This is a genomic window from Pseudarthrobacter sp. DSP2-3-2b1 (assembly GCF_049895945.1).
GTDB lineage: Bacteria > Actinomycetota > Actinomycetes > Actinomycetales > Micrococcaceae > Arthrobacter.
The window spans coordinates 186,685-206,593 of record NZ_JAFCTI010000006.1 but is presented as its reverse complement, the minus strand read 5'-3'; the positions used below and the strand labels follow the sequence as shown (position 1 = coordinate 206,593).

Sequence of the window (19,909 nt, the reverse complement as noted above, 5' to 3'; positions counted from 1 at the left end):
CAGGCCCGGTTCTACACCCGCGGATTCCTACGCTGCGAAAACCCCGGCCTCCCCGACAACGCCAACCCCAACGCCAACGCCGACGCCGGACCGCAGTGACGAGCCCGGAACCCCGTCGGCCCGGGTGGGAACGGTGGTCTGGGGCCTGATCGTGGTGGCCCTCGCAGCCCTGATCGTGATCGGGCAGCTGGGAATCGTCACCCTCAACGGCACCTACGTGCTGATCGGCCTGATGATCGGTGCCGGTGCGGCGCTGGTGGTGGGCGGCCTCCTCTCGGCACGGAAACGTGACAACGGATCAACAACAGGGAAGTCTTGAACCATGGAAAAATTCTTCAGCATCGTCAGGGGCTTCGGCCTGAAACGCGGGCCCGACCGCTGGCTCGGCGGAGTCTGCGGCGGCATCGCAGCGAAGCTCAACGTGGATGTGGCGTTTGTCCGGATCGCTTTCCTGGTCTTCTGCCTTCTCCCCGGCCCGGCTGTGGTCTTCTACATCGCAGCCTGGCTCGTCCTCCCGGACCAGCAGAACAAAATCCCCCTGGAGGGTTTCCTGGACCGCCGGTCCCTGGACCGTCCCTGACCTGACCTTCAAATGCCTCCGCCCCCACCGGGCGGGGGCATTTGCGGTTGTCCACGGACCGGTCACCGGTTTGTGGTGCACCCCACACCCGCCACTACAATCTAGGTGAGCTCAGCGTGGCGCTCTGCCTGTACACCCACTGAACCAGGATTTGAGCCGAGACATGAAAATTGGAATTCTCACCAGCGGCGGCGACTGCCCCGGACTGAACGCGGTCATCCGCGGTGCCGTCCTCAAAGGCATCGCCATCCACGGCCACGAATTCGTAGGTTTCCTCGATGGCTGGCGCGGCGTTGTGGAGGGGGACATCATCGATATCCCCCGCACCATGGTCCGCGGCATCGCCAAACAGGGCGGCACCATCCTGGGCACCTCCCGCACCAACCCGTTCGAGAACGGCGGCGGCCCCGAGGTCATCAAGGCCCATATGGACCGGCTGGGCATTGACGCCATCATCGCGATCGGCGGCGAAGGGACCCTCGCCGCGGCCAAGCGGCTCACCGACGTGGGCCTCAAGATCGTGGGCGTCCCCAAGACCGTGGACAACGATCTGGATGCCACGGACTACACCTTCGGTTTCGACACCGCCGTCCAGATCGCCACCGAGGCCATCGACAGGCTCCGCACCACCGGCGAATCCCACCACCGCTGCATGATCGCCGAGGTCATGGGCCGGCACGTGGGCTGGATCGCCCTGCACGCCGGCATGGCCGCGGGCGCCCACGCCATCCTGATCCCCGAGCAGAAGGTCAGCATCGAGCAGATCACCGAGTGGGTGCAGGAAGCCCACGACCGCGGCCGCGCGCCCCTGGTGGTGGTGGCGGAGGGTTTTGTGCCCGAGCACATGGAGTCCCCCCACTCCGAGCGCGGGCTGGACACCTTCGGACGCCCCCGGCTGGGCGGCATCGCGGACCAGCTCGCCCCCGAGCTCGAGGCCCGCACCGGCATCGAAACCCGCGCCACCATCCTTGGCCACATCCAACGCGGCGGCGTTCCCTCCGCCTTCGACCGCGTCCTGGCCACCCGGCTGGGCATGGCCGCGATCGATTCCGTGGTGGAAGGCTACTGGGGCACCATGGTGGCGCTCAAGGGCACCGACATTGAACACGTGGGCTTCGAGAAGGCCCTGGGCCAGCTGAAGACCGTGCCGCAGAACCGCTACGACGAAGCGGCTGTCCTGTTCGGCTGAGCCGCCCACTCCCCCTAGGCTGGGCATATGACTCTTGACCCCGGTTCCGCCGCCATCATCCAGCTCGCCTGGGCCCGGCATTTGGGGCTCGACGACGACGCTTTCGGTGCGTCGCTGGCAACCGGTGAGCGCGTGGTCAGGGCGGACGAATCGGTCAGGACCGTTGAATTCGTCCGGCTGTTCGGCAGCTCGGCGCTGGTTGGCCCGCAGTGGGTCATTGATGCAGCCGCCGGGATTCCGGACGAGGAGATGGCGCACCACGTGACCCTCCTGACGCTGACCCGTTCCCATGGCGGCCACGGCCTTGGCGCTGCGGCGTTGTTCTTTGCCGATGACCTGCCGCTGAAGCACCCCTCGGAAGAGCTGACCGTCTCCCACGGCAACCCGGAAGCGATCGAGCTGGAGGGGCTGTGCCCGCCGGACGACGTCAACGAAGTGGGGCTCTCCGAACTCGAGAACCGGTACACGATCGTTCATGAGGTGGACGGCCGGCGGATCCCGGTGGCCTGCGGTGCCTACACCGAATGGGAGGGGCTCCTAGGCCACCTCGGAGTCCTGGTGGACCCGGAGTGGCGCCGGCGCGGGCTGGGCTCCCTGGCCGCGTCCATCGCCGCCCACGAGGCCCTGGCCGCGGGCCTCACCCTCCAGTGGCGCGCCGAAGTCAGCAACACCGGAGCCCTCGCGCTGGGGCGGAAGCTCGGCATGGCGGCGGGCGGAATCCAGACCAGCGTCCACCTGGGCCGGGGTGCCGAGGGGTAGCTAGCCGAGGCGGGTGGCGCTGCCCGCCTCAGCTGCTGCGGCAACGGAAGGTCCACTCCAGGTGTTGGCTGCCTGCGGCTTGGCGAAGAACAGGGCCACGGCCGCACCGATCAGGATCACACAGGCGGGGAGCAGGATGGACTGGCCCATCGCCGTCGAAAATCCCTCGTGGAGGGCTTCGGGCAGCCGTCCGGTCAAGGCTGTGCCGTCCGCGCCAGGCCCGGGGGCCGGCAGCTCGGCCGCGAGCCGCGCCTGGATCAGGACGGCCACCGCAGCGCTGCCCAGCACCGCGCCGATCTGACGGGTGGTGTTGTAGACCCCCGAGCCGGCGCCTGCCTGGCGCGGCGGAAGGTTGCGGGTGGCGGTGGAGCTCAGCGGCGCCCAGATGCCCGCGTTTGCAAACCCCAGGACGGCGCTCGGCAGGAGAAAGAGCAGAATGGGAGTGTCCGGACGCATCAGGGCAGAGTTCCAGAACAACGCCACGGCCATCATCACCAGCCCGCCGGCGGCGATGTACTTCGGGTTCACGCGATCGATGACCTTGCCCACCACCGGTGCCAGCCCGCCTGAAATCAGGGCCATGGGCACCATCATGAGGGCCGATTCCGTGGGCGTCATGCCACGGACCATCTGGTAGTAGAAGATGAGCGGGAGCGCGAATGCCGTGACAGTGAACCCGACGGTGGTGATTCCGATGTTCGCCAGCGAGAAGTTGCGGTCCCGGAACAGATCCAGCGGCAGCAGCGGCTCGCCCTTGTTGAACTGCTGCCAGAGGATGAACGCCGCGAGCACCACGATTCCGGCGATAATGAGGCCCCAGACGCTGATGGGTCCGGCAATGTTGCCCCAGTTGTAAGTTTCGCCCTCCTGGATTCCGAACACGAGGAGGAAGAGGCCGACGGCGCTGAGCAGGACCCCCGGGATGTCGAACTTATGCTGGTGGGTGCTGAGGGAGGGGACGAAGCGCCACGCGAGGATGAAGCCCACGATTCCCACCGGCACGTTGATGAAGAAGATCCATTCCCAGCCCAGGCTGTCCACCAGGACGCCGCCAAGGATGGGTCCCACGAGGGTGGCCAACCCTGCGGTGGCTCCCCACAGACCCATGGCTGCGCCGCGGCGGTCCGGCGGGAAGATGCGGGTGATCACTGCCATGGTCTGCGGGGTCATGATGGCCGCGCCGAAGCCTTGGAGGACCCTGGCAAGGATGAGGGTCTGGATGTCCCCGGCGAGCCCGCACCACAGTGAGGCGAGGGTGAACACCACCAGGCCCGCGAGGTACAGCTTCTTGGGTCCGAACCGGTCACCAAGGCGTCCGGTGATCAGGAGCGGCACGGCATAGGCCAACAGGTAGGCGCTGGTCACCCAGATCACCGCGTTGATGTCCGTGCCCAGGCCTTCCATGATGCTGGGGTTTGCCACCGAGACGATGGTGGTATCGATCAGGATCATAAAGAAGCCGATCACCAGGGACCAGAGGGCAGGCCACGGCCTTGCTACGTTTTCCAAGGATTTCCTTAGCGGGTTGTGGACTGCCGGGCTGTCCCGGTCAAAGTGTCCGACGCCGTTGAACCCGGCCGGGCGCCTCCGGGCTTAGCCGAGGTTCGGCTGTCCGAGGAGGGGCAGCTAGCCGAGGAGCTCGAGGATCTCGGTGCGGGCAAACATCTGGGCCGCGGCACGGGCCGAGGGTGCGCCGGCGTCCGGGTCTGCCCCGGCGTCCAGCAGCACGCGGGCCACATCGGCGTAGCCCTTGAAGGCGGCACCGGCCAGCGGGGTCTGCCCGCGGTCGTTGGCGGTGTTGGCTTCGCCTCCGTGCTGGATGAGCAGCTGCACCGTCTCCGCGTGGCCGTGGTAGGCGGCCAGCATCAGCAGGGAATCGCCGGCAGCGTTGGTCATGGTGGCAGGCGCGCCGGCCTCAAGGTAGCTCCGCAGGAGGCCGGTCTCGCCGTCGCGGGCGGCCTGGAAGAGCCGATGGGCCAGGGCCACGGCCTCGTCGTCGGGAGCGCCGGGGGCACCGGGAGAGTCGGGGACGCCGGGTGCGTCCGGGCCTGGCGCGGCGTTTTCTGTCATTAGTGTGTCCCCCTGAGGAATCCGGTTTGGCGTCCCACCACCTGGCCGGCGTCGGGCGCAACGATCACTTCCTGGACGGCGGTATACGGTTCCTCGCCGTCCATGACTGTCAGTATTTCATCGGGCGCGACGGACCGTTTGATGACTGCCAGCGCCACCGGGCCCATCTCGTAGTGCTGGGCAACGGAAGTGACCGCACCCACCTTGCGCTCGCCCAGCATCACCGGGTTGCCCGGCATGGGCATGGTGTGCTGGGAGCCGTCCAGCTGGAGGAACACCAGGCGCCGCGGCGGGTGCCCGAGGTTGTGGACCCGGGCAATGGTTTCCTGGCCCTTGTAGCAGCCCTTGGTCAGGTGCACGGCGGTCCGCAGCAGGTCCAGTTCGTGCGGGATGGTTTTATCGTCCGTTTCGGCGCCGAGCCGGGGCCGCCAGGCCGCGACGCGCAGCGCTTCCGCAGCCAGTGTCCCGGCCAGCGGACGGTCACCAACGGTCTGCTCAAGCTGGGCTGTTGGGACAAGGTACTCAAACCACGGGCGCTCCAGCCCGGGGTGCCTGTCCTCCGGAACCACGGAGTAGGAGTAGCCGCCGGCTCCGACGTGCGGCCACGGGTCCTGCCACACGGGCAATGCGGACCACTCGGGCACAGCCTTGGTGGAGCCGAGGACGGCCCAGTCCGCGGAGACGTCTGCAATCTCGACGCGGAGCATGAACTTCATTTTGTTGAGCCACTCAGCCAGCGGCGCAGCTTCGGCGGCCTCGACAATCAGCCAGGTGGTCCCGCCGTCGTCAATCACCCGCGCGTCAAACTCGATCCGCCCCTGGACGCTCAGGAGCAGCAACTCGCTGGATTCGCCGGGCTGCAGTCCCGTGACCTGCTGCGAGGACAGGGTGTTCAGCCAGGTCAGCCGGTCCGGGCCCGTTACGGTCACCACGCCGCGGTGGGAAAGGTCGACGACGGCGGTACCGGCTGCCAGGGCGCGCTGCTCCCGCAGCGGCTCACCGTAGTGGGAGGCGACGCCGGCGTCCGCGCCGGCTCCTTCAACGGCGCCAGGGCGCGACAGCAGAGGGCTCAGAGTAGTCATACTGTGGGCAACGTCCTTTAGTCAGTGGGTATTCCGGTCCCGGCAGAACCCGGAGTCCTTGGTGGGGTTAGCGGTACTCCGGGTTTTCGAAATCAAAGCGCGTGCCCGCTTCCCATTCCTCGGGCAGATTGCCGTAAGCCGGGATGCCGCCCGCATCTTTGAGGATGCGGGCCAGATGGAGCAGGTTCCAGGTCATGAACGTGGTGTTCCGGTTGGTGAAGTCGGATTCGGGGCCGCCGGAGCCTTCGTCGAGGTAGCTTGGGCCCGGCCCCACTGCCCCGATCCACCCGGCATCAGCCTGGGGCGGGATGGTAAATCCGATGTGCTGGAGGCTGTACAGGACGTTGCTGGCGCAATGCTTGATGCCGTCCTCATTGCCCGTGATCAGGCAGCCGCCCACCTTTGGGTAGAACGCCCATTGCCCTTTGCTGTTCAGCTGACCCGAGTGGGCGTAGAGCCGCTCGATGAGTTTTTTGGTCTGCGAGGAATTGTCACCGAGCCAGATGGGCCCGGCCACCACCACGATGTCAGCTTCCTGGACCGCCGGGTAGAGATCCGGCCACGCATCGGTGGTCCAGCCGTATTCGGTCATGTCCGGGTACACGCCGCTGGCGATCTCGTGATCAACGGTGCGGATCACTCTGGTGCTGACGCCCTGCTTTTCCATCAGGAGCCTGCTGATATTGATCAGGCCGTCCGTGTTGGACGTCTGTGGGGATCTCTTCAGCGTCCCATTGAAGAACAGCGCCTTGAGGTCGCTGTAATCCGGTGCGTTCGAAGTTCCATCCACAGCAGTGCTCCTTTGGTCAGGAAACCTTTTTCAGGACGGCTGATGCGTGGGCCTCCAGGCCCTTGCCCGGCTGAGCACCCGAGGCCACGTCCCAGCGCCACAGCAGGTTGCCGTCCACCAGGCCGAAGATCCGGGTGGCGGCGCTGTAGTCCTTGGAGTGGCTGCCGCGCATCACCATGTCAGTGGTGAGCTGGATCTGTGGGCCTTTGATCTGGCCGTAGTACAGTTCCGAGATGCCGCCGGGGTGGGCGATGGACACGGAGATGTCGAATCCGCCGTCCTGGTTGCGGAGTTCCTCCACTTCGTCGGCGCTCTTCAGAACCGGGACGATGTCACCGGGAACAAGGCCCGGGCCGCCGTCGCCTTCCAGCTGCTTGCGCTCCAGTGCCCAGAAGCCGGTCTCGACCGTGAGCGGCCGGAGCCGCATGCCGTCGTCGTCCGTCAACCAGCTTTCGGCGCGGTACTGCAGGTACGGCAAACCGTTGTGCGTAAAGGACACGTGCTGCATGAAGTGCTCGGAGTCCTCGTCGCCGCTGCCAAGCCGGCCGCGGCCTTCCCACTCACCAATGAGCCAGGAAAGCGGAACGAGTTCGGGGGTCAGGTCTGTTGGTATTTCAATCGGCACAGCAACTACCTCTGGAAACAGCTAGTTCCGGAAAGAATTTACTTCTGGCCTTTGAACAGGCGGTACACCACAAAGCCGGCGAACCAGGCCATGGCCAGGCTGGCGACGCCGAGCAGGACAAGGAAGAAGATTTCAAATGCAAGTACGGACATGATGCCATCCTAACGCTTAGTAAATGAGTAGTTTGTCTATGAAGTAAGCCAGCGAACCCACCGCCGAGACGGGCGCAAGGCCCATACTAAGCGCCGCCAGAAGATTCAGCGGACCGCCCCGGAGTGTGACGAGCCGGCGGAAACTGACCAGCACGGCCCCCACCACCACGCCGAAGATCGCTGCCGGCAGGACCTCGATGTCCGAAAAAACCAGCCCGGCGAGCGGACCCGCGAGCCCCGCGAGGACGATGCCCAGGGGCGCGATGATGCTGTCCGGCCACCGGATGAGACCGGCGAGGAGCGCCACTGCAGCGCTGATGGCTGCCACCAGCAGCATTTCCCTCACCCCGGTGAACCTGGCGCCGGCGATCCAGCCCGCACCGAGGCAGGAGAGGAGGACGCCGGCGCAGCAGCCCAGCGTGGATTCCAGCCGCTGGGCCTGGCCGGTGCCGCGGATGAGCTGCACCAAGAACACGGCCATCATGCCCAGGGCAATGAAGCCGGGAGTCCAGTCAAGGAAGCCGGGCGCCGGAACGAAACTGGCTGCCACTGCAGAACCTGCGCCCGGCAGGCCGATGACAGCAGCGAGGGTTTTTTTGGCCGGTATCCGCAGGAAGTGCGGCCAACCGATCCCCACGGCCAAGGCAATGACGACGGCGACGGCGGTCAGCGCCTCGCGGGAGAGGTACACGCCGGCGATGATCGCCACCAGGCCCGCGATGCCGATTACGCCGATGACCCACGATCCCAGCCGGGCCGGGGCCTGCACCTGGGCGGTCATAGGGATTCCCTCCGGCTAAGGGGCTTGGACCCTGCACTCACTGTGTTGCCTTCCCCTGCATGCGGTGGACCGGGCGGCTCCGCCTTGTGTGGCGGGGACTGGTGCCCCACGGCTCAATCCTGCCTTATATGACCCTCATATGTCGCAAAACGAATGTTTTTCAGGGCCGGATCCATGGCTGCGGGAGGGCCCTTGGGTATACTCAGAGTTCAGCTACGCTTCCTGCTACGGTTGCCGGCCGGCAGATTCTTATCCGGCCCAGACAGCAGCAGTGAGACAGTACCGGCCGGTGAAAACCCGGTTCAGTCGCCCAAAGATGCGCGGACGCCCCATGGAGGAACAATGTCGCACATCCTGCTCTTGACGAACAGCACCGGCTCATCGGTTGACATTCTGCCTGCCCTTGAATTGCTGAACCACCGCGTGCACATCCTCGCCGCTGAGCCCACCGCGCTGCTCGAAACAGACCCTTGCGATATTGTCCTGCTGGACGCCCGCAAAGACCTGGTGGGGGCACGCTCCCTGACGCAACTCCTCAAAGCCACCGGCCTCAGTGCTCCCCTGGTCCTGATCCTGACCGAGGGCGGCATGGCCGCTGTTTCCTCGGCCTGGGCAGTGGACGACATCGTGCTCGATTCAGCCGGCCCTGCCGAGGTGGAAGCCCGGATCAGGCTTTCGGTGGCGCGTGCCGTTCCGGACAAGGACGACACCCCCAGCGAAATCCGCGCGGCCGGAGTCGTCATTGATGAAGCGAGCTACACCGCCCGCGTCAACGGTGCCCCCCTGAACCTGACGTTTAAGGAATTCGAACTCCTCAAGTACCTGGCGCAGCACCCCGGCCGCGTTTTCACCCGCCAGCAGCTGCTGACCGAAGTGTGGGGCTACGACTACTACGGCGGCACACGCACCGTTGACGTCCACGTCCGGCGGCTGCGCGCCAAGCTCGGCGCCGATCACGAAAACCTGATCAGCACCGTCCGCAATGTGGGCTACCGCCTGACCCTGGTCCGGCAGCAGGAAGACGAGCTGACCGAGGCCTGAAGCCACCCGTCATTGCAGAAAGCAACAGCCCCGGACCATTGGTCCGGGGCTGTTGCTTTGGCGTTTGCCTTTTTGGTGGAGGACATACGGGTCGAACGTATCGAGGCCACCCCACTGGTGGATCCCCCTCGTTTCCGGCCGGTGCTGCCGGGTGAGATAACGACTATACGGGCGGATCCCGCCGGCGGCAAAATCGGCTGCCTCCGGGCCGGGGCGTATAGCCTAGCCTCATGAGTCCTGCGCATACGGAGAAATGGCCCGTCCTCGTTGTCCACGGCGGCGTGGACGAGCAACTGCTGAAGGACTGCCTGGCGCTCCTCGCTGCCGCCGAGGAATCCGACGGCAACCCTTCGCTGTCCGAGCAAACGGTGATCATGCTCCGCGCCGGTGACACGGCGGGACACCCCCTCCTGACTCTTGCCCTTTACGCCCCGGACGAAGATTCTGACCCATCCTCCGGCCAGGACCTGGCAGGGTTCGCTGTTGTGGTTGGGGAACCGGACCGCAGCGGCGTGCTGGAGATCGCCGTCCATCCCAGCTACCGGAACCAGGGCGTAGCGGACCGTCTGGTGGGCGCGCTGAAATCCGAGCGGGGCCTGGCCGGGCTGAAGGCGTGGTCCCACGGCAACCATGAGGCAGCGGCGGACCTCGCCGCCCGCTATGGCTTCGGTCCCGTGCGCGAACTGTGGAAGATGCGGCTGACCACCGCCACAGCAGAACTTCCCGACGCCGGCCTTCCGGACGGCGTGACGCTGCGTGCGTTCGTTCCCGGCCAGGACGAGGACAGCTGGCTTGCAGCCAACCGTGCCGCGTTTGCCCACCACCCGGAGCAGGGCTCCATGACCCGCGGGGACCTGGAAGCCCGGATGGCTGAGGACTGGTTCGATCCGGCCGGCTTCCTTCTGGCCGTGGACGCCGGCGGCAAACTGCTGGGATTCCACTGGACCAAGGTGCACCCCCGCCATGGCGAGCACCCGGCAATCGGCGAGGTCTATGCGGTGGGCGTGACGCCGGCGGCCCAGGGCATGGGCCTGGGTAAAGCCCTCACGGTGGCCGGAATCAGGCACCTGCAGAAGCTCGGCCTGCACGCGGTCATGCTGTACACGGACGCCGACAATGCAGCCGCCGTCTCGCTGTACCGCGGGCTGGGCTTTACCCGCTGGGACATGGACGTGATGTATGGGCCGCTGGCCGACGTTGAGCACCAGCTCAAGGCGGCACCGTGAGTTAGCCCACTCGCCGGACGAACGGGTTCGCCGGGGCGGTATTCAAGGCTTCACACCGGCGAATGATTGTAAGGTTGGTAGAGAACCGCGCAGGCATCAGGCCAGCATCACGCGCCCAGGAATCAAGCGCCAGCCGACAAGGAGAGACCATGAACCCGGAACCCGCCGGAACAGTCACGTCCGAGGGCGCTTCAGTGCCAGTGCGGGCCCGCTTCGGTTCGTCCGAAGTCCCGGCGTCGCGCGCAACGCAGGACCGGATCGACATCCCCGAGTTCGCGCCGAACCTTGTGCCCGAAGGTGACATCCGCCCTGACCGGTTCCTGGACCGGGAGCTGAGCTGGCTCGCCTTCAATTCCCGCGTGCTGGAGCTCGCTGAGGATCCGACGCTCCACCTCCTGGAGCGCGTTGCGTTCCTCTCCATCTTTGCGTCAAACCTTGACGAGTTCTTTATGGTCCGGGTGGCCGGCCTGAAGCGTCGCATCGCCACCGGGCTGGCTGTGCCATCCCCCGCGGGCCTGAGCCCCGTGGAAGTACTCGAAGAGATCGGCGACGAAGCCCACCGGCTCCAGCAGCGCCATGCCCAGGTCTACGCGGAGCAGATCCGCCCGGCCCTGGCCTACGAGCACATCCACCTGATGCACTGGGACGAACTGGACGACGCCGCCAAGCAGCAGCTCAGTGCCATGTTTGCCGAGAAAGTGTTCCCGATCCTGACGCCTCTGGCTGTGGACCCGGCACACCCCTTCCCTTACATCTCTGGTCTCTCACTGAACCTTGCCGTGGTGGTCCGCAACCCGGTGAGCGATAAGGAACTCTTCGCCCGCGTCAAGGTTCCGGACCAGCTGCCCCGCCTGATCTCCATCGACGGCCCGCGTGCCGGTGCCGTGGCGGGCCGTGTGGCGCGGTTCATCGCCCTCGAGGAAGTCATTGCCGTCCACCTGGACAAGCTCTTCGCCGGGATGGAAGTCCTGGAGCACCACATCTTCCGCGTCACCCGCAATGAGGATCTGGAAGTGGAGGAGGACGACGCCGAGAACCTCCTCCAGGCCCTGGAGAAGGAACTGCTGCGCCGCCGGTTCGGGCCTCCTGTCCGCCTTGAAGTAACGAATGACATCAACCCCAACATCCGGGCCCTGCTGATCCGTGAGCTTGGGGTGGAAGAGTCCGAGGTGTACTCGCTCCCGGCTCCGCTGGACCTCCGGGGGCTGTCAGTCATCGCAGGCATTGACCGGGCGGATCTTCACTACCCCAAGCACATGCCGCACACGTCCCGGTACCTCAACGAGTCCGAGACCTCCAAGGCTGCCAACGTCTTCTCGGCCATGCGCCGCCGCGACATCCTGCTGCACCACCCCTACGATTCGTTCTCCACCTCGGTGCAGGCGTTCCTGGAACAGGCCGCCGCGGACCCCAAGGTCCAGGCCATCAAGCAGACCCTGTACCGGACCTCGGGTGACTCCCCCATTGTTGACGCCCTGATCGACGCCGCCGAGGCCGGCAAGCAGGTGCTGGCCCTCGTGGAGATCAAAGCCAGGTTCGATGAGCAGGCCAACATCTCCTGGGCCCGCAAGCTCGAGCAGGCCGGCGTCCACGTGGTGTACGGGATCGTGGGCCTGAAAACGCACTGTAAGCTTTCGCTCGTGGTCCGCCAGGAAGTGGACGGCCTGCGCCGCTACTGCCACATCGGTACCGGCAACTACCACCCCCGCACGGCCCGCTACTACGAGGACCTTGGCCTGCTGACCGCCAACGAGCAGGTGGGCGAGGACCTGTCCAAGCTCTTCAACCAGCTCTCCGGCTACGCCCCCAAGTCCACGTTCAAGCGCCTGCTGGTTGCTCCGCGTTCCGTCCGCTCGGGGCTGATTGACCGGATCGAGACTGAGATCCGCAACGCCCGCGCAGGATTGGCCGCGAGGGTCCAGATCAAGGTCAACTCCATGGTGGATGAGGCAATCATCGATTCCCTCTACCGCGCGTCCCAGGCCGGGGTGAAGGTGGACATCATTGTGCGTGGCATCTGCTCCTTGCGTCCCGGCGTTCCGGGCCTCAGCGAGAACATCACCGTACGCTCGGTGCTGGGCCGTTTCCTGGAACACTCCCGGGTGTTCGCTTTCGCCAACGGCGCGGACCCCGTGGTCTACATCGGCTCGGCCGACATGATGCACCGGAACCTGGACCGCCGGGTTGAAGCCCTGGTCCAGCTGTCCAACACGGACGACATCAACTACGTCCTGGACCTCCTGCGGCGGTACATGGATCCGGAGACCGCCAGCTGGCACCTGGACAACCAGGGCCTCTGGGCCCGCCACCACGTTGCGGATGATGGCACGCCGCTGGATGACATCCAGTCCTGGCTGCTGGCATCGCGCCCCCGCCAGCGCAGCCTGAGCCGGCGGTAGGGCTGCGGCGTTGGCAAGCGACACCCTGGTAGCAGACCAGACAGACCATCCCGGGGAGGCTGTTGCGGTTGTCGCCGCGGGAGCGGTGCCTTGGCGTGTCACCTCGAACGGTCTTGAGGTCCTGCTGATCCACCGCCCGCGGTACGACGACTGGTCCTGGCCCAAAGGCAAAATCGACGACGGCGAGACGCTCCCGGAGTGCGCGGCGCGCGAGGTGATGGAAGAGATCGGCCTTTCCGCGTCCCTCGGCATCCCCCTGCCCCCCATCCATTACCATGTAGCGTCCGGGCTGAAGGTGGTCCACTACTGGGCCGTCCATGCCAACGGCGCCAGGCTCCTTCCCGATGGCAAGGAGGTGGACAGCATCATGTGGTGCTCCCCCGAAAAGGCGGCGGGGCTGCTGTCCAACCGTTCCGACGTCGTCCCGTTGGAGTTTCTGCAGGCCGCACACCAAAAAGGTGAACTCGATACCTGGCCGTTTATTGTGTTGCGCCATGCGAAGGCCAAGCCCCGCTCGTCCTGGTCCAAGGCCGAGGGTGAACGGCCGCTGGCGGTTACCGGGGTCAGGCAGGCCCAGGCGGTGGGCAGGCTGCTTCAGGCATGGTGGCCACCGCGAGTAGTCACCAGCCCTTGGCGGCGATGTGTGTCCACGGTGGCTCCCTATGCGCGGGCGGCCGGAGCGAAGGTCAAGCTGGTGGATGCGCTGACCGAACACCGCCATGCCAGGACGCCCAAGAAAACAGCAGCGGTGATCGCCTCCCTGCTGGAAAAGCAGCAGGCTGTGGCCGTCTGCACGCACCGGCCTGCCCTGCCCACTGTCCTCAACCAGTTAGGCAAGCACATGCCGCCACGGCTGCGGGCCCTCCTGCCTACTTCGGACCCGTACCTGAGTCCCGGCGAGATGCTGGTGTGCCACGTGGCGGCGGGCCGGAAGAACCGGATCGTGGCGGTGGAGCAGTTCAAGCCGTTTGATGACTAGGTGCTTCCAAGCGTTCCGGGCCGCCCCCGGTAGACTTGAGGCGTGAGCATACCGACGCCTTATGAAGACCTCCTCCGCGACGTACTGGCCCATGGCACGCACAAATCAGACCGCACCGGAACCGGCACCACCAGCGTTTTCGGCCGCCAGATCCGGTTCGACCTCGCCAAGAGCTTCCCGCTGATCACCACCAAACGCGTACATTTCAAGTCCGTGGCAGTGGAGCTGCTCTGGTTCCTGCGCGGCGAGTCCAACGTGCAGTGGATGCAGGACCAGGGCGTCACCATCTGGAACGAATGGGCTGACGTGGACGGCGATCTCGGGCCCGTTTATGGCGTCCAATGGCGCAACTGGCCCACGCCTGACGGCGGCCATATCGACCAGATCGCGGAACTGGTGGAGAACCTCAAGGCCAACCCGGATTCGCGCCGGCACATTGTGTCCGCCTGGAACGTCTCTGAGCTGCAGGACATGGCCCTGCCGCCCTGCCATGCGTTCTTCCAGTTCTACGTGGCGGACGGCAAACTCTCCTGCCAGCTGTACCAGCGTTCAGCGGACATGTTCCTCGGCGTGCCGTTCAACATCGCGTCCTATGCGCTGCTCACCTGCATGCTCGCCCAGCAGGCCGGCCTGGAACCGGGCGAGTTCATCTGGACTGGCGGTGACGTCCACATCTACGAGAACCACATGGACCAGGTCCTCAAACAGCTGGACCGTGAACCGTATGACTACCCGCAGCTGAGGATCACCCGTAAGCCGGAATCGATCTTCGACTACACCCTCGAAGATTTCCAAGTGCTGAACTACCGTCACCACCCCACGATTAAGGCTCCGATCGCCGTATGAGCACCGAGAACACCGCAGACCCCCAGGCCTTCACGGCGGAGATCGCCACCACGGTCACCGGCGTGGGCCTCGTGTGGGCCCAGACTTCCGGCGGCGTGATCGGCAAGGACGGCGCCATGCCGTGGAACCTGCCCGAGGACCTGGCACACTTCAGCCGGCTCACCAAGGGCCACCCGGTGATCATGGGCCGGAAGACCTGGCTGTCCTTCCCCGCCAAGTACCGTCCGCTCCCCGACCGGACCAACATCGTCATCACCCGGCAGAAAAACTGGGGCGGCACGCCCGAAGCGGAGGGCGCCGTCGTGGTCCCCTCCCTTGATGATGCACTCCTTGAGTCACAGTTTGTGGACGGCGGCGAAACCGTGTGGATCCTCGGCGGCGGCGAAGTTTTCCGGCAGTCCACCGATCTCGCCAATGTTGCTGTGGTCACCACCATTGATGTGGAGGCCGACGGCGACACGTACGCTCCGGAGCTCGATGAGACGTGGGAGGCGGCCTCCTCGGTCCCGCCGGACGGCTGGCTGACGGCAGCCAACGGAACACGCTACAGGTTTACCAAATGGGTCAGGACACAGGGCTGAGATGCTGAAAAAACCGGAAACACTGTTCGTGCTGGGCTACATGCTGCTGCCCCTGCTTGCACTCCTGTCCGCGATCGTGGGACTGACCATGATCCTTGGCGGCAACAAGATCGCCGGCGCCATCGTGCTGGTGGTGGTGACCCAGGTCTTCGCCTTCGGCGCGTTCTTCGCGTTGCGGGCGCGCAAAGCTGCCGTGTTGGAGGAGTCCGGCCCCCGCTGACCTTCTTGGCGGCACATGGGGAGCACAGCCCATCGCGGGCCCGCTGCTCCGCCACTAGAGTTATGCAGGCAGCCTGAAGAAAAAACAATTGCTGCACAGACATTTGGGGGATGATGCCTTGTGGCAGGAAACATATGGGGCGCCGACGTCGCCGAGCTCCGGACGCTCGCGCAGCAGTTCGGCAAGGCGTCGGACACCCTGCTGCAGCAGTCAACCCTGCTGGGCAACCAGATCAACAACAACCCTTCATGGAAGGGCCAGGATGCTGCCATGTTCCGTTCCGACTGGAACGGCAGCCACCGGGCATTGATCCAGCAGGCGGCCGCTGCGCTCAAACAGCAGTCCAAGAAGCTGCTGGAGGACGCCAACGAGCAGGATAAGGCGAGCAACACCGGTGGTGCAGGCGGCTCCGGTACAGGCGGACGGGGCGCGGGGGTGCCGGGCGCGCTCGAGCCAATCCCGGGGCAGGGAAGCAACAACCCCTGGGGCCCGGACTGGCTGACCGACCCGGATTCCCCGTTCCGCGATGGCTGGGATATTTATGCCCTCACCAAAGCGTTCCCGAATCTCCGGGCCGGTCTCTTCGATCTCACAGCCTTCATCAATAAGGCAGACAACTTCGCCGAGTTCTTCTCCAAGGACTTCCGCGACGTGGCAAAGGCATTTCAAGACTCCAACATGCTGAGCCAGTATTTCAACACGTCCTCTGAACTGTTCGACGGCAGGTGGGATACAGCCCTGAATCTCGCCGATGGCGGGCGGGCAGCAACATTCTTTGAGTTCGGCGGGAAAGCCCTCGGCGTTCTAGGCGTTGGCCTTGACCTGATGGACACCGCCAACAACATCAAGGAAGGTGACGGAGGCGCCGCCCTTTACTCCGGCATCAAGGCAGGCCTGGGCGTGGCAAGCTTCGCCCCGCCACCCATTGGAACGGCGGCCATGGTGGCCTCGGGTGCCCTGGCTATTTACGACAATGTTCCGATAGTCAAAGAGACAGTCAATGCCATCGGCGTATCCATCGCCGACGGCGCCCAGGCGGCTTGGGAAGGTGCCGGGGACGCGGCCGAAAATGTCGGCGACTTCTTCGGATTCTGAGCACACAAAGAAAGATACTGACGATGACTGAAACAACAGCTACAGAAGCCACACCCGACGCCATCGGTTATGGATTTGCCGAGATGACCACCCTGGCGAGCCTGCGGGGCGGTGACGCAGGAGTACTCAGCGCCCAGGCCTTGCGGGTAGACGAGTACCTCAGCGATACAAACATGGTGAGCGCAGGCGCATCCTCCCTCGTTGCCCGCGGCCTGGCAACGGCCGAAAGCGACGGGCTTCTCGCGGTGGCAGGACCCACTGCCGCAGTTGCCACGGTCCTCTCTTCCGCCACCCGCCGCATGGAGATCTCGCTGCTCACCGCGGAAGGAGGCGACAGCGTGATCGCCATGGAAACTGAGGACATCCACCTGCTGTTCCAGCCGCGTGCCTACTTCACCTGGTGGGCCATGGCGCAGAGACCTGATGTCACCGCTGCCGAGGCTAATTTCATGATCGTCAGGCAGCACCTGCACACTAACCCACAGGGCGGGGCTACCATCCGCCGCCGCGAGGAGCCCACAGGGCAGACCCTCTACGTGAAAAACGGCGGTGACGGAACATGGACCATTGGCACCGCCAACGCGCAGAAGAAGGACATTGTTGAAACCACGGGCCTCGACGACGCTGCCCTGCTTGACCAGATCCGCACCATCCGTCAGGACTGACCATGACCTTTGACCGCGACCGTGAACGCCGCAACGACGAAGTATATGCCGACCACAAGGCGGCGCTCGCCCGGGGAGAGAAGCGCGTCCTTCGGCGAACCAACACCGGCGAACTGCACAGCTACCCCGGCGATGAGATCGGATTTTCTCCCGGGCGCGGACAAGTGCAGGTCAGATCATGGTGGGGCATGGGAATCCTCACCGCGGTGATGGGGCTTCTGGTCATCCTTTCCCTGGTCATCCTTATGTTGCCCCTGGGCAACGGCGAGCCGCCCCTGTGGGGCGCCTTGTTCCTCACCGCACTCGGCGGCTTTGGCGCCTGGTACACCTTCGGCATGGCACGGGACGAGTACCGGGCCAAGAAGCTGAGGAAAGAACGGAATGCGCCTGACCCGGGAGCAGGGCATGTCTCCCAGTGACCGGCCGGCGTGACGTAACCGGGCGTGACGTAACCGACTGCGCCCTGCCGGTTCCGAAGTCTAAACTGTACGAATGACTACAGCAGCTACCCCCTCCGTCGGCCTGGTCGGATGGCGCGGCATGGTCGGCTCCGTCCTGATGCAGCGCATGCAGGACGAGGGCGACTTCGCCAACATCAACCCGGTGTTCTTCTCCACTTCCAACGCGGGAGGTGCCGCGCCGACACTTGCTGGAACAGCAGAAGGCAGCGCCGGCACGCTCGAGGACGCGTTCGACGTCGACACCCTGGCGAAGCTGCCCATTATTGTCACCGCCCAGGGCGGGGACTACACCAAACGGGTGCACACTGAGCTGCGCGGCCGCGGCTGGGACGGCCTCTGGATTGACGCCGCCTCCACACTGCGCATGAACGACGATTCGATCATCGTGCTCGACCCGATCAACCGCGATGTCATCGACAAGGGCCTGGTCAACGGCACCAAGGACTTCATCGGCGGCAACTGCACCGTGTCCTGCATGCTGATGGGCCTGGGCGGACTGTTCAAGAACGGCCTGGTCGAGTGGGGCACCTCCATGACCTACCAGGCGGCCTCCGGCGGCGGCGCCCGGCACATGCGCGAACTGCTCAGCCAGTTCGGCACGCTCAACGCCGAGGTCAGCTCCGAACTGGACGATCCGGCGTCGGCCATCCTCGAAATCGACCGCAAGGTCCTGGCCCACCAGCGCACCAGCATCGATGCCACCCAGTTCGGCGTGCCGCTGGCCGGCTCCCTGATCCCCTGGATCGATGCGGACCTGGGCAACGGACAGTCCAAGGAAGAGTGGAAGGCCGGGGTTGAGACCAACAAGATCCTGGGCACCTCGGCCGAGAACCACGTGATCATGGACGGGCTCTGCATCCGGATCGGCGCCATGCGCTCCCACTCACAGGCGTTGACGTTGAAGCTCCGCGAGGACCTCTCGGTGGCCGAGATCGAAAAGCTGCTCGCCGATGACAACGAGTGGGCCAAAGTCATCCCCAACACCAAGGAAGCCTCCATGGCCGGGCTGACCCCCGTGGCCGCCTCCGGCACCCTGGACATCCCCGTAGGCCGCATCCGCAAGATGGAGATGGGCCCGCAGTACATCAGCGCCTTCACCGTGGGTGACCAGCTCCTCTGGGGTGCTGCTGAGCCGCTGCGCCGCATGCTCAACATCGCCACCGGGAACCTCTGACCCCTCCGGCAGCACCACGCAGTGGGGGTCAGGTGGTAAGGAACGCGAGGTAGCGGCCGGCGGCTCTGCTGAAGGCAGCCTGCCCGGCCGGGCCGAGCGGCCTGGTGCCGTCAAAGAGTTCAGGCACGACGCCGGCGCTCCGGCTGGTGCCTGCGCGGCCCCACGTGCCGATCACCTCTCCCCCGGCCACCACTGTCTTCTTGAACACGCCGTTGCCGCCGGGCACGATCCTGCTGCCATGCTCCGGCGCCAGGACAAGGCTCCGGTCCTGGTAGCCGAGCAGGAACTCGTCGAAGCCCGGGAGCAGGTGGACCGAGCGCTGGCCCGGCACGCCGTCGTCGAGCAGAGCTGCAGTCTCCGGTGACAGCCAATAGCTGGAATCGCCGGACTCCAGCTCCACCAGCTGGCCCCTGATCTGTTCAAAGGCGGCCCGTACCTCGGTCAGCGGAAGCTGGGTCCACCAGGCGAAGTCGCGGAGGGTGGCCGGGCCATGGCTCCGCAAATAGCGCAGCATGAACTCGGCGATCGCCTCCTGCCGCTCAAGTGCACGCGATTCCGGGATCCAGTCATCGAAGGCCACGATCAGCTGCTGGTTTCCGGATAGGGGTCCCTGGACCAGCCAGGCGTGCCGGCACAGCGTTCCCAAAATATGGATCCCGCGTTGGCCGGTGGTGGGCTGCCCTGCCGCCTCAAAGACGGCGAAGAGCTCTGTCCTGCTCAAAGCACCGCCACCGGCCAACTGCGCCAGGGCGGCGTCGCGGCACTTTTCGATGTCCGTCCACGCGATGTCCAGCTCCCGGTGCCTGCCGGCGATGCTGCGGGTAAGGCGTTCGGCGGTGAGGTCCAGCATCCACCGCAGATCCTCAGGTGCCACCAGGTGCAGCGTTCCGCGCATCGGCCAGGAGCGGACCACGCTGCCGTTGTCCAGCGCGGCCCTGACCTCGCTCAGGCCAGACCCCGGAACCCGCAGACCCACCGCCCACAGCGCCGCCTGCAGGTCCTGCGCCTGCGAGGCCGTCATCCAGCGGACCGCCTCCGGGACGGAGCCCAGGCCAGGGCCGAGAAGCCCCTGGGAGGCGAGACGGAGCCGGCCCATGAGCCTCGGGGTGATGAGCTTCGGGTTGATGCGCTCCGCCGCCATGCCGCCCACTCCTTCCTCCGCCACTCCCCGCCAGAAACCTGCCGTACGCCTGC

Annotated in this window: 22 protein-coding genes; 15 read left to right on the top strand and 7 right to left on the bottom strand. The window is 65.6% G+C overall.

Going from position 1 to position 19,909, the window contains the following annotated elements; translation table 11 throughout:
* Positions 1-124: 124 nt before the first annotated feature.
* The 4 genes from ACP7AX_RS09970 (at position 125) to ACP7AX_RS09955 (ending at position 2,528) form a co-directional block, all read left to right on the top strand.
* The gene (locus tag ACP7AX_RS09970) at positions 125-319 is read left to right on the top strand and encodes a hypothetical protein (protein ID WP_131683015.1); all 195 of its coding nucleotides are present in this window, start codon (positions 125-127) and stop codon (positions 317-319) included.
* Between the two features lie 3 nt (positions 320-322).
* Complete coding sequence (locus ACP7AX_RS09965; RefSeq protein ID WP_131682906.1) at positions 323-580, top strand: PspC domain-containing protein; 258 nt, start codon at positions 323-325, stop codon at positions 578-580.
* Positions 581-743: 163 nt separating this feature from the next.
* Positions 744-1,769 (top strand): ATP-dependent 6-phosphofructokinase, encoded by a 1,026-nt coding sequence (locus ACP7AX_RS09960; protein ID WP_108599746.1) that lies wholly within the window; start codon positions 744-746, stop codon positions 1,767-1,769.
* A gap of 27 nt (positions 1,770-1,796) precedes the next feature.
* Positions 1,797-2,528 carry a GNAT family N-acetyltransferase gene (locus tag ACP7AX_RS09955; protein WP_426226320.1) on the top strand — a complete coding sequence of 244 codons (732 nt, stop codon included), beginning with the start codon at positions 1,797-1,799 and terminating at the stop codon, positions 2,526-2,528.
* On the opposite strand, the gene ACP7AX_RS09950 is transcribed toward ACP7AX_RS09955, so the two are convergent.
* The 6 genes from ACP7AX_RS09950 to ACP7AX_RS09925 form a co-directional block, all read right to left on the bottom strand.
* Positions 2,529-4,037 carry a DHA2 family efflux MFS transporter permease subunit gene (locus ACP7AX_RS09950; protein WP_426226319.1) on the bottom strand — a complete coding sequence of 503 codons (1,509 nt, stop codon included), beginning with the start codon at positions 4,035-4,037 and terminating at the stop codon, positions 2,529-2,531. It lies immediately after the preceding gene.
* Between the two features lie 117 nt (positions 4,038-4,154).
* Positions 4,155-4,598 (bottom strand): ankyrin repeat domain-containing protein, encoded by a 444-nt coding sequence (locus ACP7AX_RS09945; protein ID WP_131682909.1) that lies wholly within the window; start codon positions 4,596-4,598, stop codon positions 4,155-4,157.
* Positions 4,598-5,680: a YgfZ/GcvT domain-containing protein gene (locus tag ACP7AX_RS09940; protein ID WP_426226318.1), complete on the bottom strand. Its 1,083-nt coding sequence runs from the start codon at positions 5,678-5,680 to the stop codon at positions 4,598-4,600. Before ACP7AX_RS09940 ends, ACP7AX_RS09945 begins: the two co-directional genes overlap by 1 nt.
* 67 nt (positions 5,681-5,747) lie before the next feature.
* Positions 5,748-6,470, bottom strand: coding sequence for a flavodoxin family protein (locus ACP7AX_RS09935; RefSeq protein WP_426226317.1), 723 nt, complete (start codon positions 6,468-6,470; stop codon positions 5,748-5,750).
* A 16-nt stretch (positions 6,471-6,486) separates the two neighbouring features.
* Positions 6,487-7,095: a heme-binding beta-barrel domain-containing protein gene (locus tag ACP7AX_RS09930; protein ID WP_131682912.1), complete on the bottom strand. Its 609-nt coding sequence runs from the start codon at positions 7,093-7,095 to the stop codon at positions 6,487-6,489.
* A gap of 168 nt (positions 7,096-7,263) precedes the next feature.
* On the bottom strand, positions 7,264-8,028 hold the full coding sequence (locus ACP7AX_RS09925; RefSeq protein WP_426226316.1) for a permease: 765 nt from the start codon (positions 8,026-8,028) through the stop codon (positions 7,264-7,266).
* 342 nt (positions 8,029-8,370) lie between these two features.
* On the opposite strand from ACP7AX_RS09925, the gene ACP7AX_RS09920 reads away from it, so the two are divergent.
* The 11 genes from ACP7AX_RS09920 to asd all read left to right on the top strand — a co-directional run bounded on the left by ACP7AX_RS09920 (position 8,371) and on the right by asd (position 18,715).
* Positions 8,371-9,069 (top strand): winged helix-turn-helix domain-containing protein, encoded by a 699-nt coding sequence (locus ACP7AX_RS09920; protein ID WP_131682914.1) that lies wholly within the window; start codon positions 8,371-8,373, stop codon positions 9,067-9,069.
* A gap of 230 nt (positions 9,070-9,299) precedes the next feature.
* Positions 9,300-10,295, top strand: coding sequence for a mycothiol synthase (gene mshD / locus ACP7AX_RS09915; RefSeq protein WP_426226315.1), 996 nt, complete (start codon positions 9,300-9,302; stop codon positions 10,293-10,295).
* A gap of 149 nt (positions 10,296-10,444) precedes the next feature.
* Positions 10,445-12,694: an RNA degradosome polyphosphate kinase gene (locus tag ACP7AX_RS09910; RefSeq protein ID WP_131682916.1), complete on the top strand. Its 2,250-nt coding sequence runs from the start codon at positions 10,445-10,447 to the stop codon at positions 12,692-12,694.
* 10 nt (positions 12,695-12,704) lie between these two features.
* Positions 12,705-13,673 carry an NUDIX hydrolase gene (locus ACP7AX_RS09905; protein ID WP_426226314.1) on the top strand — a complete coding sequence of 323 codons (969 nt, stop codon included), beginning with the start codon at positions 12,705-12,707 and terminating at the stop codon, positions 13,671-13,673.
* Between the two features lie 42 nt (positions 13,674-13,715).
* On the top strand, positions 13,716-14,519 hold the full coding sequence (locus ACP7AX_RS09900; protein WP_426226313.1) for a thymidylate synthase: 804 nt from the start codon (positions 13,716-13,718) through the stop codon (positions 14,517-14,519).
* On the top strand, positions 14,516-15,100 hold the full coding sequence (locus ACP7AX_RS09895) for a dihydrofolate reductase (RefSeq protein WP_426226312.1): 585 nt from the start codon (positions 14,516-14,518) through the stop codon (positions 15,098-15,100). Before ACP7AX_RS09900 ends, ACP7AX_RS09895 begins: the two co-directional genes overlap by 4 nt.
* Before the next feature lies 1 nt (position 15,101).
* Entirely contained in the window at positions 15,102-15,320 is a 219-nt protein-coding gene (locus ACP7AX_RS09890; protein WP_426226311.1) for an NF038396 family protein, read from the top strand.
* Between the two features lie 120 nt (positions 15,321-15,440).
* Positions 15,441-16,415 carry a hypothetical protein gene (locus ACP7AX_RS09885; RefSeq protein ID WP_426226310.1) on the top strand — a complete coding sequence of 325 codons (975 nt, stop codon included), beginning with the start codon at positions 15,441-15,443 and terminating at the stop codon, positions 16,413-16,415.
* 23 nt (positions 16,416-16,438) lie between these two features.
* Positions 16,439-17,080 carry a hypothetical protein gene (locus tag ACP7AX_RS09880; protein ID WP_426226309.1) on the top strand — a complete coding sequence of 214 codons (642 nt, stop codon included), beginning with the start codon at positions 16,439-16,441 and terminating at the stop codon, positions 17,078-17,080.
* A gap of 2 nt (positions 17,081-17,082) precedes the next feature.
* Complete coding sequence (locus ACP7AX_RS09875) at positions 17,083-17,499, top strand: hypothetical protein (protein WP_426226308.1); 417 nt, start codon at positions 17,083-17,085, stop codon at positions 17,497-17,499.
* Positions 17,500-17,572: 73 nt separating this feature from the next.
* Positions 17,573-18,715, top strand: coding sequence for an aspartate-semialdehyde dehydrogenase (asd, locus tag ACP7AX_RS09870; RefSeq protein WP_426226307.1), 1,143 nt, complete (start codon positions 17,573-17,575; stop codon positions 18,713-18,715).
* A 28-nt stretch (positions 18,716-18,743) separates the two neighbouring features.
* Here the strand turns inward: asd and ACP7AX_RS09865 are convergent, their stop codons facing one another.
* Positions 18,744-19,856, bottom strand: coding sequence for a winged helix DNA-binding domain-containing protein (locus ACP7AX_RS09865; protein WP_426226306.1), 1,113 nt, complete (start codon positions 19,854-19,856; stop codon positions 18,744-18,746).
* Between the last annotated feature and the right edge of the window lie 53 nt (positions 19,857-19,909).

Bases quoted from the DNA above. Each gene is read 5' to 3' on its own strand.
- ACP7AX_RS09965 (WP_131682906.1), top strand. From the start codon at position 323: ATGGAAAAATTCTTCAGCATCGTCAGGGGCTTCGGCCTGAAACGCGGG.
- ACP7AX_RS09960 (WP_108599746.1), top strand. From the start codon at position 744: ATGAAAATTGGAATTCTCACCAGCGGCGGCGACTGCCCCGGACTGAAC.
- ACP7AX_RS09955 (WP_426226320.1), top strand. From the start codon at position 1,797: ATGACTCTTGACCCCGGTTCCGCCGCCATCATCCAGCTCGCCTGGGCC.
- ACP7AX_RS09945 (WP_131682909.1), bottom strand. From the start codon at position 4,598: ATGACAGAAAACGCCGCGCCAGGCCCGGACGCACCCGGCGTCCCCGAC.
- ACP7AX_RS09940 (WP_426226318.1), bottom strand. From the start codon at position 5,680: ATGACTACTCTGAGCCCTCTGCTGTCGCGCCCTGGCGCCGTTGAAGGA.
- ACP7AX_RS09925 (WP_426226316.1), bottom strand. From the start codon at position 8,028: ATGACCGCCCAGGTGCAGGCCCCGGCCCGGCTGGGATCGTGGGTCATC.
- ACP7AX_RS09920 (WP_131682914.1), top strand. From the start codon at position 8,371: ATGTCGCACATCCTGCTCTTGACGAACAGCACCGGCTCATCGGTTGAC.
- mshD (WP_426226315.1), top strand. From the start codon at position 9,300: ATGAGTCCTGCGCATACGGAGAAATGGCCCGTCCTCGTTGTCCACGGC.
- ACP7AX_RS09910 (WP_131682916.1), top strand. From the start codon at position 10,445: ATGAACCCGGAACCCGCCGGAACAGTCACGTCCGAGGGCGCTTCAGTG.
- ACP7AX_RS09895 (WP_426226312.1), top strand. From the start codon at position 14,516: ATGAGCACCGAGAACACCGCAGACCCCCAGGCCTTCACGGCGGAGATC.
- ACP7AX_RS09890 (WP_426226311.1), top strand. From the start codon at position 15,102: ATGCTGAAAAAACCGGAAACACTGTTCGTGCTGGGCTACATGCTGCTG.
- ACP7AX_RS09880 (WP_426226309.1), top strand. From the start codon at position 16,439: ATGACTGAAACAACAGCTACAGAAGCCACACCCGACGCCATCGGTTAT.
- ACP7AX_RS09875 (WP_426226308.1), top strand. From the start codon at position 17,083: ATGACCTTTGACCGCGACCGTGAACGCCGCAACGACGAAGTATATGCC.
- asd (WP_426226307.1), top strand. From the start codon at position 17,573: ATGACTACAGCAGCTACCCCCTCCGTCGGCCTGGTCGGATGGCGCGGC.
- ACP7AX_RS09865 (WP_426226306.1), bottom strand. From the start codon at position 19,856: ATGGCGGCGGAGCGCATCAACCCGAAGCTCATCACCCCGAGGCTCATG.